Genomic DNA, 15,150 nt, shown 5'->3' with positions numbered 1-15,150 from the left:
GCATGAATATCATTATCACCATTGCCGTAACGGCTTTAGTAGTTCTTTATACTGGCTTATTTAAAGCAAAAAAAGCTTTATTGCCTATCACCTTGCTTGGTCTATTGGTGGCCTTAGGCTTTACCGTTAGTGCTTGGGATCAACCAACGGTATATTTTTCAATGATGCAGGTTGATAACTTTGCATTAGCTTTCGGAGGCATCGCTATCATTGGAACATTGTTGATTTTTTTACTAACCCAGCGCTATTTCGCTGATAATAGCCCAAATATTGCCGAGTATTTTACCTTGATTTTATTTGCACTTTGCGGCATCATTATCATGGTTTCCTACAAAAACCTTTCTATGCTGTTCATCGGTGTCGAAATCATGTCGGTGTGTTTGTATATCCTAGCGGGGATTAGAAAATTGAACTTCGCTTCAAATGAAGCATCATTAAAATACTTCTTAATGGGTGCTTTTTCTACCGGATTTTTATTGTTCGGTATAGCCTTGGTGTACGGCGCAACCGGTTCGTTTGATATCGATGTAATACAAACAAGCTTGGTGAACAACATGACCAACGTATCACCTCTGTTTTACCCAGGAATAATTTTAATGATGGTTGGTTTGTGCTTTAAAGTTGGTGCAGCGCCTTTCCATTTCTGGACACCAGATGTTTATGAAGGTTCGCCATCACTAATTACTGCATTTATGGCTACGGTGGTTAAAACAGCAGGATTTGCTGCATTTTTAAGACTGTTTGCTGGTGCTTTTGAGCCATTGCATGATTTTTGGATGCCTGCATTATTGGTAATTGTAATCATCACCCTGTGTTTAGGGAACATTACAGCGCTTTATCAAAAGAACTTTAAAAGAATGCTTGCTTATTCAAGTATTTCGCATGCTGGTTACTTACTATTTTCGTTAATTGTTTTAACTGCAAATTCGGCAAGTAATGTGTTAGTTTATGCTGCTGCCTACACTTTTGCAAGTATAGTTGCATTTGCAGTGTTAATCAATGTAAAACAAAAAACAGGTAGCGATGATATTGAGAGTTTCAACGGTTTAGCTAAGCGCAATCCTTTGGCGGCATTGGCGTTAACCATTGCGATGTTATCTTTAGCCGGTATTCCTTTAACAGCGGGTTTCATTGGTAAATATGTGATGTTCCTTAACGTATTGGAAAACTACCAAATTATATTGGTGGTAATTGCCATACTAAATGCCTTGATTGGTTTTTACTATTATTTCAGAGTGATTATTGCGGTTTACTTTAAAGAAGGCAAGGAAGTTGAACTGGAAACCCCTGTGCAATATAAAGTTGTATTGGTAGTATCAACCATTGTTATTTTAATTTTGGGCGTTTATCCTTCGCTTATTTTAAACTTAATATAGCATAGCGATATAGAATATTATTTGTAGTTTTACGAATAATTGTAACTATGGAGCAATTTTGGAACCATCTGCAGCATCTTATAGATCCTGAAAAACTCCTTAGGGAAGGTGGTTTCTATTTGGTTGTTTTCGTCATTTTTGCTGAAACAGGTTTGTTTTTTGGGTTTTTCCTTCCGGGAGATTACCTTTTGTTTTTAGCCGGAATGTTTGTGGCAACAGGCAAATTGGACGTTAATATTTATGTGCTGGTTTTAACGCTCATTGTAGCAGCAATATCTGGAAATTTTACAGGCTATTGGTTTGGCAGAAAAACCGGACCTGTGCTGCATACCAAAGAAGATACTTTCTTCTTCAAAAAGAAATTCCTAAAAACAGCAGAAGATTATTACCGTAAACAAGGTGCATTTGCTTTAATTATGGGCAGGTTTGTGCCAATTGTGAGAACTTTTGCACCTATTGTAGCCGGCATTATAAAAATGGACTTTAAGAAATTTGTACTGTACAATGTTTCGGGTGCACTTTTATGGATTTGTTCCTTAACTTTGCTTGGTTATTTTTTAGGTAAAAGTTTTGCAAAACAGATTGAGGAGTATTTAGGTTATATCATTTTTGGATTTATAGCCGTTACCACCATTCCGTTAGTAATCACATTTGTAAGAAATAGAATATCAAAAAATACGAATAATTTAGAAGAAACAGAGATTAAAGAAAAAGATGATTAAAGACGAAACCCATCCGTGGCACAGCGTATCTCCTGGCGATAATTTGCCAGAAACAGTAAATGCAATAATCGAAATCCCTAAAGGATCAAAAGCGAAATACGAAATAGATAAAGATTCTAGCTTAATCAAGTTAGATAGAGTATTGTTCTCTTCAGTGATGTATCCAGCAAATTATGGCTTTATTCCGCAAACTTATTGTGATGATAAAGATCCATTGGATATCTTAGTACTATGTTCAGTAGATGTTTACCCAATGACCATTATTGAGGCTAAAGTTATTGGTGTAATGCACATGATTGATAACGGCGAGCAAGATGATAAAATTATTGCGGTAGCAAAAAACGACCCTTCAGTTAACCACATTAACGATTTGGGCGAATTACCTCCGCACACGATGAAAGAAATCGTAAAATTCTTTCAAGATTATAAAGCCTTAGAAAATAAACAAGTTACAATTGAGCATCTTTTGGGCGTTAGATATGCACATAAGGTAATCAATGAGAGCATTGAGCTCTATAATAGTACATTTAGATAATTCTTAATGATTTACTCCGTCGGTACGCCCTTAGTGGCATTGTTTAGTGCAAATTTACCAACATCTGTTTTGGCCGTGGTTACGCCAACCGAAACCGATACTGGTTCAATTGGGTGGCGCCTTTTGTTTGCATTATTTTTGGTGTTGTTGAACGGCTTTTTCGTTGCAGCCGAGTTTGCAATTGTTAAAGTAAGGGCGTCGCAAATTGAAATCAAGGCAAAATCTGGAAGCAGATTGGGCAAAATGGCTCGAAATATTATCCACAACCTTGATGGGTATTTGGCGGCTACACAGCTGGGCATTACATTGGCGTCACTTGGCTTAGGTTGGGTTGGTGAGGGTGTAATGCACACTATATTTCTAAACATGTTCAACAGTTTAGATATCACCGTTAGCGATGCCGTGCTGCATACTGCAGCCACAATTGTGGCATTTTCGGTAATTACCATTATGCACATTGTATTTGGCGAGCTAGCACCTAAATCTTTAGCTATACAGCGTCCGGTTGCAACAACCTTATTTGTTTCGGCGCCGCTACAAGGTTTCTATATCGTATTAAAGCCTGCTATCTGGGTGTTGAACGGATTGGCAACCATTATTTTAAAGCCTTTTGGAATCAGCACTTCTGGTGGTCATGAATCATTGCACAGTAATGAGGAGTTACAGTATTTATTAGAGCAAGGTAAAGAAAGCGGAGCACTTGAAGATAACGAGCATGAGTTGATAAAGAATGTGTTCGATTTCAATGAACGTGTGGTTAAAAATATCATGGTACCGCGTACCAAAATTTCCGGTATCGAGCTTGATGCTTCTAAGGAAGTCGTGGTTGAGAAGATCATCTCTGAAGGTTATTCTCGTATGCCGGTTTACGATGAAATTATTGATAAGATTGTAGGAATTATCCACGCAAAGGATGTATTGCCTTTGCTAGCAAGTAATCAAGATTGGTCATTGGCTGATATCATCAGAAAGCCCTATTTCGTTCCTGAAACGAAAAAAATTAACGATTTGCTTAGCGAGCTTCAGCAAAAACGTATACAGATAGCTATTGTACTTGATGAGTTTGGCGGTACTGCAGGTATGGTAACATTGGAAGATATTGTGGAGGAAATTGTTGGAGAAATCCAGGATGAGTACGACGAAGAGAAACCTATTGTAGAGAAAATTAGCGATACCGAATTTGTGGTAAACGCTTACGCAACGGTTTACGATGTGAACGAACACTTGCCACATGACTTGCCTGAGGACGAAGATTTTGATACTGTGGGTGGTTTAGTTTCTCACGCTTTTGGTAAAATACCTGAAGTAGGCGATCGAGAAGAATGCTATGGTTATTTGTTTACCATCCTTAAAAAGACAGAACAAAATATCGAAACGGTTAAATTAGAGATTGTTATCGATAAAAGCGATATGGTGGATATCCATTAAAAGGGGTTAACTGTAGAATCGTTTAATTGGTTAATTGCCGTTTTTACTTTTTAATTTTGACTTTTAACTTTAAGATGCATTTATCCTACGATAAAAGCGATATGGTGGATATTCATTAAAAGGAGTTAACTGTCGAATCGTTTAATTGGTTAATTGCCGTTTTTACTTTTTAATTTTGACTTTTAACTTTAAGAATGCATTTATTCTACACACCTGATATTGCCTCGGATACTTATACTTTAAATGAGGAAGAAAGTAATCACTGCAATAAGGTGCTGCGTTTAAAAACAGGCGATATTGTACATTTAATTGATGGTATCGGCGGACTTTATGAAGCGGAGATTGTTGAAACAGCAAAACGGGCAGTTAAACTACAAGTAATTAGTAAGCAATCAGCGTTTGGTAAGCGCAACCATCACCTACATATTGCCATTGCGCCAACTAAAAACATGGATAGGTTGGAGTGGTTTTTAGAGAAAGCTACGGAAATAGGTATTGACGAAGTTACACCTTTAATCTGTGACCGCTCCGAAAGAAAAGTGGTAAAGGAAGAACGCCTGGAAAAAGTAGTTACTTCTGCGGTAAAACAATCATTAACTGCTTACCATCCAAAAGTTAATGCAGCCATTTCATTTAAAAACTTCTTGAAACAGACAACTGAAGACGTTAAAATGATAGCGCATTGCCTTGATGCACAAAAACAGGCTATCGCTGACGTTATTGTACCTCACCAAAAATACTTGATACTGATTGGTCCCGAGGGAGATTTTAGCCCCGAAGAGATTGAACTTGCTTTGCAAAGCGAATTTAAACCAGTAACTTTAGGTGATACACGCCTCCGCACAGAAACTGCTGGTTTGGCAGCTTGCTTCGAGGTGAATTTTATCAATAGACAATAATGAAGTGGCAAAGCGTACAATTATCAGTTACCAATATCATCAAGTGTGTTCTTAGCCAAAGGATCGTTAGATGCGCCTTGGCTTTAACTTTAGCCTTTTTACTTTTAACTTCTTTTACTGCTCCTCCAACTTATAAACTAGCGAAGCTGAAATATGCCGGTGGCGGCGATTGGTATGCCAACAGAACCGCCTTGCCAAATCTCATTGCATTTTGTAATAAAAATATTGCTACTAATTTCGTTGCCGAAGAGGGAATTGTTGATGCTGGAAGTGCGGAAATTTTCAATTACCCATTTGTGTACATGACTGGTCACGGTAACGTATCTTTCAATGCACAAGAAGTTGCTAATTTGAGAAAATATTTAGTTGGAGGTGGATTTCTTCATATTGATGATAACTATGGCTTAGACAAGTTTATTAGGCCACAAATGAAAAAGGTTTTCCCTGAACTTAACTTCGTAGAATTGCCAGCCAACCACCCAATCTATCACCAGAAATTTAAATTTCCTAACGGTTTGCCTAAAATACATGAGCATGATAACAAAAGGCCGCAGGGTTTTGCCCTAATTTATGAAGGTAGGGTAGTTTGTTATTATACTTATGAATGCGATTTAGGTAACGGATGGGAGGATTACGGCACATACCCTTCGGATACTCAAGAAAGTAGATCCAACGCGTTAAAAATGGGCGCAAATTTAATTCAGTACGCTTTAACTAACTAATATGAATAAAGTAACGGTCAACAATAATTTTGAGTTTAACATTGAAACAGCAAATGAGGCACTGATAGTAAATGGTACGGCTACTGAACTAGATGTGCTGCAGCTTAATGATAAAACACAGCATATCATCCATAACGGTAAATCATATAACGTGGAGGTAGTTGAAATTAATCGACCAGAAAAAATCGCCAAAATTAAGGTGAATGGAACGGTTTACGATATCAGTGTGGCCACACAGCTGGATTTGTTGTTAAAGCAGCTAGGCATGGAAAATCTAAATTCCAATAAAATAGCGCAGCTTAAAGCTCCAATGCCAGGCTTGGTGTTAAACATCTTAGTTAGTGAGGGCGATGAGGTTAAAAAAGGTGATAGCTTGCTGGTGTTGGAAGCGATGAAGATGGAGAATATCATTAAATCGCCATCAGATGCTACTGTTAAAAAAATTGAAGTAGCTAAAGGCGACAAAATTGAAAAGAACACCGTATTGATCCACTTTAGTTAAAACGGTTCAGATAAAAAGATAGTAATTAACGTGGGTTTTAGATTTAATCAGCTTAAAGTTAATTCGAAACAAATGTGGTTGGAAAGCTCTTTAAAAAGCTGATGCTGAAATGAATTCAGCAGCATGACGTAGCGCCCATATAGCGTTACCCTGAAATCATTTCAGGGTCTGTTGGCACAAAATAACACCCAAAACTCATGTCAATTAAACGAGAACGGCTTCCAATTTGGAAGCCGTTCTCGTTTATATTTCAAATGATGCTAAACAGCAATCTTTATTTTACTTTAAATGGTTTTGGTGCTTTGTTTCTAAACTGCGGTTTTCCTACCGATTTTACTTCTGGAGCGCCAAGCATTGTCATAGCACAACGGAAACCAATATCAGCAGTAGATTCATCTTCTTGCAAAAATCTTCTCGCCGCAGGGTTTAACCACATCGCTTGATCGTTCCATGAACCACCTTTATAAACTCTCGATTTGTTATCGTACAAAGTGATTAATTCGCCATTGCCTAAGTTTTTCTCTTCATCTTTGTAGCCCCTTTGATCAGACTTGTAAGTAGAGTCTACATATTTAGACTGTAGCTGCGCCCATGTTTGCTTTACGCCAGCAGCAGCAGGTTTCATTACCGGACGGCCCTTTCCATCAATTTTAATTACAGCAGATTGAGGATCTCTTTCTTTATCTGCATATTCGTTACCACGGAATGGGTTTAAACCTTCTGTGGCTTCAAAAGTATTTGGTCTGTATACGTCTTGTACCCATTCGTTCACGTTTCCAGCCATGTTGTAAAGGCCAAAATCATTAGGTGTAAAGCTACGTACAGATTGTGTGATACTTCCTTTATCGTTCAATGAACCGCCCACACCCATATAATCGCCTTTTCCGCGTTTAAAGTTGGCTAAAATCATCCCTCTGGTTGATTTTTTAGGAGAAGTGATGCCTAAGCCGTTCCAAGGATAAATTTTCTTTTCGTTGATGTTAGCATATTGTGTATTGCCAATTAAGCCCAGAGCAGCATATTCCCACTCAGCTTCTGTTGGTAAACGATAAGGTTGGAAAATTTCTCCATCCTCTAATCTCACATTTCTTAATGCTTTTCCCTTGCCATTTGCATTTGCTGCATTTGCACTTAAATCAATCGGCGCTCTTTTGCCAACATCCTTAATTTGGCCGTTAAGGTATACCTCTGTATTAAAAATAGTATCAGATTTTTTAACCGGTGCACCGCCTTTTGCTGTAGGCTTATTCAGCTCTTTAAAAGGAGTCATAATACCTTTTTCTCTAAGGATGAACTCGTTCACCCTATCCGTACGCCATACGCAATAATCAGTAGCTTGTTGCCAGCTAACACCTACCACCGGATAATCGCCGTAAGCAGGGTGTCTTAAGTAGTTGTTTACGTAAGGTTCGTTATAGGAAAGCGGTCTTCTCCACACCAAGGTGTCAGGAAGTGCCTCATAATAATACTGAGCCAATTCTTGCTTTCCTTTAAAAGTAGTTTTGATCCAGTGTAAGTATTCTAACCAGTCAGTATTTGAAACTTCGGTTTCGTCCATGTAAAATGAGCTTACCGTTACTTGGCGTTTGTAATTATAGGCCGACATGTCTTGTCCTGGAATGTCCATCGCACTACCGCCCATAATGAATTCACCGCCTTCAATTTCTATCAAGCCTGGTCCAGGGCCTCGTTTAAAGTTCTTTTTTACTTCGAAACCGCCATTTTCTCGTTTGTTGTAAGCATAGCCCGTTTTCTCGGACACGGCGCCGCCTTTAGAGCCGCCGCCACCGCAAGAGCTTAATGCCCCAACGCTGAACAATGATACTACAACGTATAAGTAAATTCTATTCATATATTGCAAATTGCACTTTAGTGGTTAAAAATACACAAAAAAAGAATGTGAAATAAAAAATCTTTTTTCTTGACGAAAAAAAATCATAAAAGCCTGTCGCTGCGTTTGTTTGGAAATAATTAATGTTTGTTGTTTACGGTAGCTTAACGGAGGAATTTGAGTTATATTGTTGATAAATATATAAAAATTTAAAACATGGAAAAAATTGCCCAAGTTGAGGTTGTGCCTGCTTGCTTTATCAATTAAGCGTTTGCTAAGTCGTTGCTGATGACGTTGAAGTTGTGTTTTTAAATAAAAGAACTGATAGATGTAATATTTTGGTTCGTTTTACGTTAAGCATGCAGATTTGACAATTACCTGTGAGATACTTTTTGAAATTAGCAAACACTATGTTAAATTGCGCTGATTAAACGGTTTATGATGAAATTGAAATCCCTGAGCAGGGGCTTGATGCTTTTATTGTTGTTCACAGGAAACAAAGTTCTAGCTCAGCAGACTTCTGGTAGTAGCACCTCACAAACAAATGGTGTTTACCCTTACGTTCCTTTCCTACTAATTACTCCTGATGCAAGAGCTGGCGCTATGGGCGAAGCTGGTGTGGCAGTAGCTCCAGACGGAAACGCGATGAGTATCAATCCAGCTAAACTTGCTTTTTTAGAAAGGCCTTATGGCGTGAGCTTGTCCTATAGCCCTTGGCTTAAAAATTTGGTGCCAGATATCAACCTTGCTTATTTAAGCGGCTTTTATCAGGTAGATGATCGTACGGTTGTTGGTGCGTCGTTAAGGTATTTTTCATTGGGTGATATTGCATTTACTGATGAAAATGGAATTACTCAAGGAAATTTTAATCCTAACGAGTTAGCTTTTGATGCCACCTACTCGCGTAAATTTGGAGAAAATTTCTCGCTAGGAACTGCTGCAAGGTTCATTCGCTCTAACCTAACGCCCGGTTTAGGTAGTGGCAGCCAGCAAAAGGCAGGAACTGCTGTTGCGGTGGATGTATCTGCCTATTTCAGAAAGCCAACAGTTTTATTTGGCAAAGACGCAATTTTGGCTGCAGGTTTAAATCTATCTAACATCGGTACAAAGATGAGCTTTGCAGAAACCCAAAGTAAAGGTTTCTTGCCAGCAAATATGAAGTTGGGTGGCGCCACAACTTTTATCATAGATGATTATAATCAGTTCACCTTTGCTCTTGATTTCAATAAGCTGATGGTTCCTACAGAGCCAGTAAGAGATGCCAACGGTGAAATTATTGCAGGTAAAGATCCTGATCGTTCTGTGCCTGCAGGTATTTTTGGCTCATTTGCTGATGCTCCCGGAGGTTTCAAAGAAGAACTAAAGGAAATTGGAATATCAACAGGTATTGAGTACACTTACAACCAGCAGTTTGCAGTAAGGGCTGGATATTTTTATGAAAATCCTGCAAAAGGAGATAGAAGATACCTTACTTTGGGCGGAGGTTTAAAGTATAACGTATTTAACCTTGATTTCTCCTATTTAGTTGCCAATCCTCAAAATAGCCCTTTAGCTAATACATTGAGATTTTCATTAGCTTGGACCATTGATAAGGTAGTAAAGTAATGATGCGTATTAAAGTAGGTTTTGGCTTTGATGTTCACCAATTAAAAGATCATCATCCGTTTGTAGTGGGAGGCGTGAATTTGGAGCATCATAAAGGTGCTTTTGGCCATTCTGATGCCGATGTTCTATTGCATGCCATTTGCGACGCCTTACTTGGTGCAGCTAATTTAAGGGACATTGGTTTCCATTTTAAAAATACAGACCCGCAATGGAAGGGAATTAGCAGCCTAGTGCTACTAAAAGAAACTGTAAAACTCCTCAAAGACAAAAACTATGAGGTAGGTAATATTGATGCGATGCTCTGTTTAGAAGCACCGAAAATCAATCCACATATTCCACAAATGCAAGAAAATATTGCTGAAGCCATTGGCATTAGTGTAGATGATATTTCTATTAAAGCTACCACAAATGAACAAATGGGTTTTATAGGTAGGGAAGAGGGTGTAGTAGCTTATGCCGTTTGCTTGATACAGAGAAACTAATATAAGTAAGATAAAAAAATGCCGAGATATATTTCTCGGCATTTTTTTTATCGAAGGTTAAGCTTGTTTTACAAACTGTAATTCGCCTAAAATTTTAACTTCTTCGCTTACCATTACACCGCCAGTTTCTAAGGCTGCGTTCCAAGTTAAGCCAAATTCAGTACGGTTAACTTTGCCACTTAAGGTAAAACCAGCTTTGGTATTTCCCCAAGGATCTGTTGCTATACCGCCAAACTCTGCATTTAATTTTACAGGTTTAGTCACATCTTTAATTGTCAAATCACCTTTAACTGCATAGTCGCTGCCATCTTTCTCAACACTAGTTGATTTAAAGCTGATAGCAGGATATTTTTCCGCATCAAAAAAATCACCACTTTTTAAGTGACCATCTCTATCTCCATTGCCAGTGTCAATTGAGCTGATATCGCCTGAAAAAGAAATTGACGCATTGGTAAAATCATCACCTTCTGATTCAAGTTCTGCGCTGAAAGATTTAATGCTTCCAGTCACGGTAGTAATCATTAAGTGTTTTACTTTAAACTGTAATTCGCTGTGGGTTGGGTCTAATGCCCATTTAGTTGTTGCCATAATATTTTTATTTTGTATGATTTCTATTTAATAACACAAAATTAAGACAAGCTGTTTAGCGAAGCGTTGATGTATGTTAAGTAATTAAATGAATTACAATGTTTTGCTTTACCTCGCTTTTTCCGCAAGGTGATGTTTGTGGTTGCAGGAGTTAAAGTGTACTTCCCGTTGTTAATTACGTGCTTTAATTCTCAGCTGTTCATCACTTTTATCTTTTTGCGAAGCCGATTTAATTTTACCGTTTCCGAAAGCATAGCTAAGGGCAAGATAGGCGCCGCTACTTTCCCACTTACGCAAGCTTGTTTGGTTTACGTTGCCTAAAAATATGCTTTGTTGCCAACGCTGGGTATTCAGTATATCGCGGTAAGCAAATGTTAAGCTAAGTTTATCCGCCAGTAATTGTTTTTTCATGCTTAAATCTATGCTTGAAATCGGTTTGGTGCTGTAAATGGAACTTCTACTGGCATAGTTGAACCACCAGCTGATACTTCCCTTAAGCGTATTGCTAATCACTAGCGTGTTGCTTAGGTAGGCGTTAAAACCGAAACCTCCGTTATTTATTTTAGCTAAGCCATTATAGCTGCTCAAATCTGCATTGTAAAACTGATAGTAAGGCTCGGCACTGTAGTAAATGTTCCAAAAGCGGGCTATTTGGGCAGGCGAGCTGATACTTAAGTTAAGCATGCTCCTAGTTCCTGCGTTAACGGGTAAGGTTAAGGTTTGGTCGTTTTGTTGCGTACTGATAATTTCTATCAAATTACTTGTGCTACTGTAGCCTAGTTTAATTTGGGTTTGGCCGTTCAAGGTGATGTCGGCAGTTAAACTTTGGCTAATTTGTGGCAGCAATAAAGGATTGCCCTGATTAGAAAAATAATAATCTGTACGGTATTGATAAGGGTTTTGATCCTGAAACGACGGGCGGGTGATACGTGTATTGTACGCAAATCCAATAGAAATTTTTTGGTTTAGCTGACGGCGGAGGAAGAGGTTTGGAAAGAAATTTACATAGTTGGTATCTGGTAAGTTATTGGTTGTTGGCGCTAGTAACGTTTTTCGCTGTAAAGCAGTTAACTCTGTGCGTAAACCGGCCTGTACATTCCACTTGCCTATGTTTTTGCTCAAATTAATGTAAGCGGCATAGTTGTCTTCCCTAAAATTAAACTGATTACGTTGCGCCAAAGCATAGCCTTGGTTATTAGTTTGCAAAGCACCTAAACTGGTTTTGGTAGTGCTTGCCGAGTACTTTAATCCACTTTCCACGTTGATGTTTTGTAAACTAAAGGTTGCATCAGCTTTAATTGAAGATAAGCTGATTTGTGTTTTGGTGCTAGCCTCAAAGTTTTCAGTTGTGGTATTATATAGGAAAACATTGGATACTGCATTAGTTAAATCAGCATTATAGTTAAGTTGATCGGCATCGATACTGAAGGTGGTTTTGCGCTTACTGGTGTATTGGTAGTTGAGGTTGTAGGCCCAGCGGTTTTCGGTCAAGTTTGCTTGGGTTACCGTAGTAAGCTGATCCGCTAGTTGATTAATGTGGTAAATATTGGTGCTAGCGGCTGACGGAAAATCGTCCCAAACCTGCTGATAGTTAAACAATGCGCCAACTTGATGGCTTTCATCAATTTTGTATTGAATCCCTGTACGCATACCTGGGTTACTGTAGCCCTGCTTTTCTATTCCTTGCTGATCAAAAGTATTGTCGCTGGTAATTCTGCTACTATTCACCTGTGTGTTTTGCAGGCTATTGTCAAAATTCGCATTAGCAAACAGCAACACTTTATTTTGCTTGAAATTAAGGTTAAAGGCACTGTTTTGCCTGTAGTTTTTCATTTGTTGGTAACCCGCTGTAAGGCTGCCGCTAAGCCCGTTTTGTTCTGATTTTTTAAGTACGATGTTGATAATTCCAGCGTTACCAGCAGCATCATATTTAGCGGATGGGTTGGCAATAATTTCGATGCTTTTGATGTTGGCAGCATTGGTTCCTTTGAGTAAGGAGACAATTTGCTGTGAAGTTAGGCTTTGCAATCTACCATCAACTAATACCTGAATACCGGTTTTACCACTCATTTTAACCTGATCTTGCCCGTCTACCGTTACACCTGGAGCTTGCCTCAGCAGCTCTAAGGCGTTCAGTCCAACTGCATTGGTATTTTTATCTACATTTAAAATTATTTTATCTGTTTTGATGGTGATAGGCGGAGGTGTTGCATTAACCAGCACTTGTTGCAGGGTGGTTGTTTTAGTGGTATCCACCTTTTGTTGTGCTTTGCTATAAGTGGGTAAGCTGATAGCTGAAATTATTAAAAGGAGAAGTTTTTTCATGATGTGCATATTTTTGGTACGAAGTAAGCAGTACCATGAACACACATCGCTTCATATTATGATTTGCGTCAAAAAACAGGGCTCAAATTATAAAATGAGTCGTTTATAGCTAGTTGGTTTCGATAGATTACAGAAAATCTTTTGGGTTTTTGTTGGTGAATTTTTTAAATGCTCTATTAAATGTTGCCTTCGAGTTAAACCCCGAATCGAATGCAATGGCTAATAAGGTTTGATTTTTATACTGAGGAAGTTCTATACGCTTGATTACGGCGCTAACGCGATATTGATTGATGTAATCGTTAAAGTTCAATCCAAAATGCTGGTTTACCACCTTGCTGAGTACCACCGAATTGGTATTGAGTTTTTTCGCCACTTCGGTAAGTGTTAAATCTGGTCGCTCAAATAGCAACTGCGTTTCCATTAAGGTAGCTAATTCCTTTTTGATGTGGTTCAACTTTTCATCAGCTAAGCCATTGCTTTGTTTATGGTTTTGTTCACTAATTTCTTCATCAATAGCCTGCAATAATTGCGGCTCAAACATCACTTTGTTTAACGAAAGGCTTGAAAGCTGATAGGCATGAATAGCAATGTAGTACACCACTACTGCAAAAGCTACATAGTAGTACCAAGGTCCAAAATACCTTAATCGTTCAAAAAAAGTAAAGTTGGATAAGATGGAGTTGATGATAGGCATTACGCTAAGCAAGGCAAATGCGTATAAAAAATTCAGCAGCCACTTTAGATTTACTTGATCCGCAAATGATGTGGTAATGGCCGCAAACCGCTTGTATTGTTGGTAATGTTTGATGGATAGAAACAGGTAAATCAGTATGCTAGCGATGGAAAGGTAGGTATACCAAGTCGCAAAATCTGGATCTTCATGTTCATTAGTGAGATGGTAGGTTTTAAAATAAAATAAATCCAGTAAACTAAAAACGGTATTCACCAATAGATAAAGCGCTGCCGGTGCAAAATGAAGCCATTGCCAGGCGGTAATCTTCAGCTCTCGGTTAAAAATTGCTTTCACATAAAAGTATAACAGCGGGCCAATGGCTAAACTGTGTACCAAAGGAACAAAAAATAAAATATCTCGATAGGGTTGATTGTCGTACCAACCGGCAAACCCAACCATAAAAGGGACAATTAGTAAGGCGGCTATGAACAAAAAAGAACCCATTAACTTATCCGCATACTGCTCTTGTTTGAAGCCGCGGATAAAAAAAAGCAAGCTATAAACAACAATATGAAAAAAGAAAATAAGCGGTAGGCAACTGTATAAGTTGAATTGAAATAGCATTAACGAATTTAGCAAACTTTGCTACATTAACAATGGCTATTTTATTTGAAGTGCCTTTTAGCCAAATCTTTACGCACCCTGCTTAATGATTCTGGCGTAATGCCCAAATAGGAGGCAATCATCCACTGTGGAACACGTAACGTTAAATTAGGATACAATTTAATGAAATCAAGGTAGCGTTCTTCGGCAGTGGCGCTCAATAACATGTTGATTCGCTTTTGCATAAACCGAATGGAGTTATGCAGCATCAAGATATTCAGTTCTAAAATTTCAGGAATGATGTTTTTCATGGCCGGGAAAAAATCGCCCTTTACTACTACAACTTCGGTATCTTCAATGGCATCAATAAAAAAGATGGAAGGCTCATTGAAAACAGTGGTATCCCTATCAGATACCATCCAATCTTCTGGCGCAAATTGGATAATGTGCTCTTTGCCTTTTTCATCAACAGAATAGTAGCGTAATAAACCGCTGTTCACGAAATAGGCTTCGCTTTTTAAATCGCCGGCACTAAGTAAAAACTGTCCTTTTTTAACTTGCTTGGTTTTTAGACAACTTACAGCTTCTTCAGCTTGCTGCGCTGTAATGGGCATTCGGCTTTTTAAATAGGCAGCAAATTTTTCAACCATAGCAACTATTTTTTTAAATCAGGAATTTGATCAAAGTTTGCTGCACATTTACCACAGCCAGTGCTACAAGAGTTGCTTTTTGGACTAACGCTACGATATACCAACCTGCCAATATAGGCTACGGCCAGTACAAAAATCGCTATCATCAATATGAACTGAATATCCATGTTTACAAATATAGCTTAATTGTGTAATTGCTGGATGCTAAA

The 15,150-nt window shown here is 38.3% G+C and carries 15 protein-coding genes; 9 read left to right on the top strand and 6 right to left on the bottom strand.

Features of this window, described 5'->3' with window-relative positions; translation table 11 throughout:
* The first annotated feature begins 2 nt into the window (after positions 1-2).
* From DUT68_RS12110 to DUT68_RS12080, 7 genes are all read left to right on the top strand, one after another.
* Positions 3-1,376, top strand: a complete 1,374-nt coding sequence (locus tag DUT68_RS12110; protein ID WP_113638472.1) for an NADH-quinone oxidoreductase subunit N — start codon at positions 3-5, stop codon at positions 1,374-1,376.
* A gap of 47 nt (positions 1,377-1,423) precedes the next feature.
* A complete protein-coding gene (locus tag DUT68_RS12105) occupies positions 1,424-2,098 on the top strand; it encodes a DedA family protein (RefSeq protein WP_113638471.1) in 675 nt (224 codons plus the stop codon).
* On the top strand, positions 2,091-2,633 hold the full coding sequence (locus DUT68_RS12100; RefSeq protein WP_113638470.1) for an inorganic diphosphatase: 543 nt from the start codon (positions 2,091-2,093) through the stop codon (positions 2,631-2,633). The genes DUT68_RS12105 and DUT68_RS12100 overlap by 8 nt, the downstream gene beginning before the upstream one ends.
* A 6-nt stretch (positions 2,634-2,639) precedes the next feature.
* On the top strand, positions 2,640-4,061 hold the full coding sequence (locus DUT68_RS12095; RefSeq protein WP_113638469.1) for a hemolysin family protein: 1,422 nt from the start codon (positions 2,640-2,642) through the stop codon (positions 4,059-4,061).
* Positions 4,062-4,255: 194 nt separating this feature from the next.
* The gene (locus DUT68_RS12090) at positions 4,256-4,960 is read left to right on the top strand and encodes a 16S rRNA (uracil(1498)-N(3))-methyltransferase (protein ID WP_113638468.1); all 705 of its coding nucleotides are present in this window, start codon (positions 4,256-4,258) and stop codon (positions 4,958-4,960) included.
* The gene (locus tag DUT68_RS12085; protein WP_113638467.1) at positions 4,960-5,682 is read left to right on the top strand and encodes a DUF4159 domain-containing protein; all 723 of its coding nucleotides are present in this window, start codon (positions 4,960-4,962) and stop codon (positions 5,680-5,682) included. The genes DUT68_RS12090 and DUT68_RS12085 overlap by 1 nt, the downstream gene beginning before the upstream one ends.
* Before the next feature lies 1 nt (position 5,683).
* Positions 5,684-6,184, top strand: a complete 501-nt coding sequence (locus DUT68_RS12080; RefSeq protein WP_113638466.1) for an acyl-CoA carboxylase biotin carboxyl carrier protein subunit — start codon at positions 5,684-5,686, stop codon at positions 6,182-6,184.
* A 274-nt stretch (positions 6,185-6,458) separates the two neighbouring features.
* On the opposite strand, the gene DUT68_RS12075 is transcribed toward DUT68_RS12080, so the two are convergent.
* Positions 6,459-8,036, bottom strand: coding sequence for an SUMF1/EgtB/PvdO family nonheme iron enzyme (locus DUT68_RS12075; RefSeq protein WP_113638465.1), 1,578 nt, complete (start codon positions 8,034-8,036; stop codon positions 6,459-6,461).
* Positions 8,037-8,456: 420 nt separating this feature from the next.
* Here DUT68_RS12075 and porV point away from each other — a divergent pair, with 420 nt between their 5' ends.
* Positions 8,457-9,620: a type IX secretion system outer membrane channel protein PorV gene (gene porV, locus DUT68_RS12070; protein WP_113638613.1), complete on the top strand. Its 1,164-nt coding sequence runs from the start codon at positions 8,457-8,459 to the stop codon at positions 9,618-9,620.
* 2 nt (positions 9,621-9,622) lie between these two features.
* Positions 9,623-10,102, top strand: a complete 480-nt coding sequence (gene ispF / locus DUT68_RS12065; protein ID WP_113638612.1) for a 2-C-methyl-D-erythritol 2,4-cyclodiphosphate synthase — start codon at positions 9,623-9,625, stop codon at positions 10,100-10,102.
* 57 nt (positions 10,103-10,159) lie between these two features.
* Here the strand turns inward: ispF and DUT68_RS12060 are convergent, their stop codons facing one another.
* The 5 genes from DUT68_RS12060 to DUT68_RS12040 form a co-directional block, all read right to left on the bottom strand.
* A complete protein-coding gene (locus tag DUT68_RS12060; protein ID WP_113638464.1) occupies positions 10,160-10,690 on the bottom strand; it encodes a YceI family protein in 531 nt (176 codons plus the stop codon).
* Positions 10,691-10,861: 171 nt separating this feature from the next.
* Entirely contained in the window at positions 10,862-13,015 is a 2,154-nt protein-coding gene (locus tag DUT68_RS12055; protein WP_157960855.1) for an outer membrane beta-barrel protein, read from the bottom strand.
* Positions 13,016-13,142: 127 nt separating this feature from the next.
* Positions 13,143-14,312, bottom strand: a complete 1,170-nt coding sequence (locus DUT68_RS12050) for a helix-turn-helix domain-containing protein (protein ID WP_113638462.1) — start codon at positions 14,310-14,312, stop codon at positions 13,143-13,145.
* A 41-nt stretch (positions 14,313-14,353) separates the two neighbouring features.
* Positions 14,354-14,941 carry a Crp/Fnr family transcriptional regulator gene (locus DUT68_RS12045; RefSeq protein WP_113638461.1) on the bottom strand — a complete coding sequence of 196 codons (588 nt, stop codon included), beginning with the start codon at positions 14,939-14,941 and terminating at the stop codon, positions 14,354-14,356.
* A gap of 5 nt (positions 14,942-14,946) precedes the next feature.
* Positions 14,947-15,108, bottom strand: a complete 162-nt coding sequence (locus DUT68_RS12040; protein WP_113638460.1) for a FeoB-associated Cys-rich membrane protein — start codon at positions 15,106-15,108, stop codon at positions 14,947-14,949.
* Positions 15,109-15,150 lie beyond the last annotated feature (42 nt).

The sequence above is a fragment of the Pedobacter zeaxanthinifaciens genome (genome assembly GCF_003313335.1).
Lineage (GTDB): Bacteria > Bacteroidota > Bacteroidia > Sphingobacteriales > Sphingobacteriaceae > Pedobacter > Pedobacter zeaxanthinifaciens.
Note: the sequence above shows the minus strand (reverse complement) of the source record. Positions and strands in the feature narration are given on the sequence as shown.

Excerpts from the sequence above, each read along its gene's own strand:
- DUT68_RS12110 (WP_113638472.1), top strand. The coding sequence starts at position 3 with ATGAATATCATTATCACCATTGCCGTAACGGCTTTAGTAGTTCTTTAT.
- DUT68_RS12105 (WP_113638471.1), top strand. The coding sequence starts at position 1,424 with ATGGAGCAATTTTGGAACCATCTGCAGCATCTTATAGATCCTGAAAAA.
- DUT68_RS12100 (WP_113638470.1), top strand. The coding sequence starts at position 2,091 with ATGATTAAAGACGAAACCCATCCGTGGCACAGCGTATCTCCTGGCGAT.
- DUT68_RS12095 (WP_113638469.1), top strand. The coding sequence starts at position 2,640 with ATGATTTACTCCGTCGGTACGCCCTTAGTGGCATTGTTTAGTGCAAAT.
- DUT68_RS12090 (WP_113638468.1), top strand. The coding sequence starts at position 4,256 with ATGCATTTATTCTACACACCTGATATTGCCTCGGATACTTATACTTTA.
- DUT68_RS12085 (WP_113638467.1), top strand. The coding sequence starts at position 4,960 with ATGAAGTGGCAAAGCGTACAATTATCAGTTACCAATATCATCAAGTGT.
- DUT68_RS12080 (WP_113638466.1), top strand. The coding sequence starts at position 5,684 with ATGAATAAAGTAACGGTCAACAATAATTTTGAGTTTAACATTGAAACA.
- DUT68_RS12075 (WP_113638465.1), bottom strand. The coding sequence starts at position 8,036 with ATGAATAGAATTTACTTATACGTTGTAGTATCATTGTTCAGCGTTGGG.
- porV (WP_113638613.1), top strand. The coding sequence starts at position 8,457 with ATGAAATTGAAATCCCTGAGCAGGGGCTTGATGCTTTTATTGTTGTTC.
- ispF (WP_113638612.1), top strand. The coding sequence starts at position 9,623 with ATGCGTATTAAAGTAGGTTTTGGCTTTGATGTTCACCAATTAAAAGAT.
- DUT68_RS12060 (WP_113638464.1), bottom strand. The coding sequence starts at position 10,690 with ATGGCAACAACTAAATGGGCATTAGACCCAACCCACAGCGAATTACAG.
- DUT68_RS12055 (WP_157960855.1), bottom strand. The coding sequence starts at position 13,015 with ATGAAAAAACTTCTCCTTTTAATAATTTCAGCTATCAGCTTACCCACT.
- DUT68_RS12050 (WP_113638462.1), bottom strand. The coding sequence starts at position 14,312 with ATGCTATTTCAATTCAACTTATACAGTTGCCTACCGCTTATTTTCTTT.
- DUT68_RS12045 (WP_113638461.1), bottom strand. The coding sequence starts at position 14,941 with ATGGTTGAAAAATTTGCTGCCTATTTAAAAAGCCGAATGCCCATTACA.
- DUT68_RS12040 (WP_113638460.1), bottom strand. The coding sequence starts at position 15,108 with ATGGATATTCAGTTCATATTGATGATAGCGATTTTTGTACTGGCCGTA.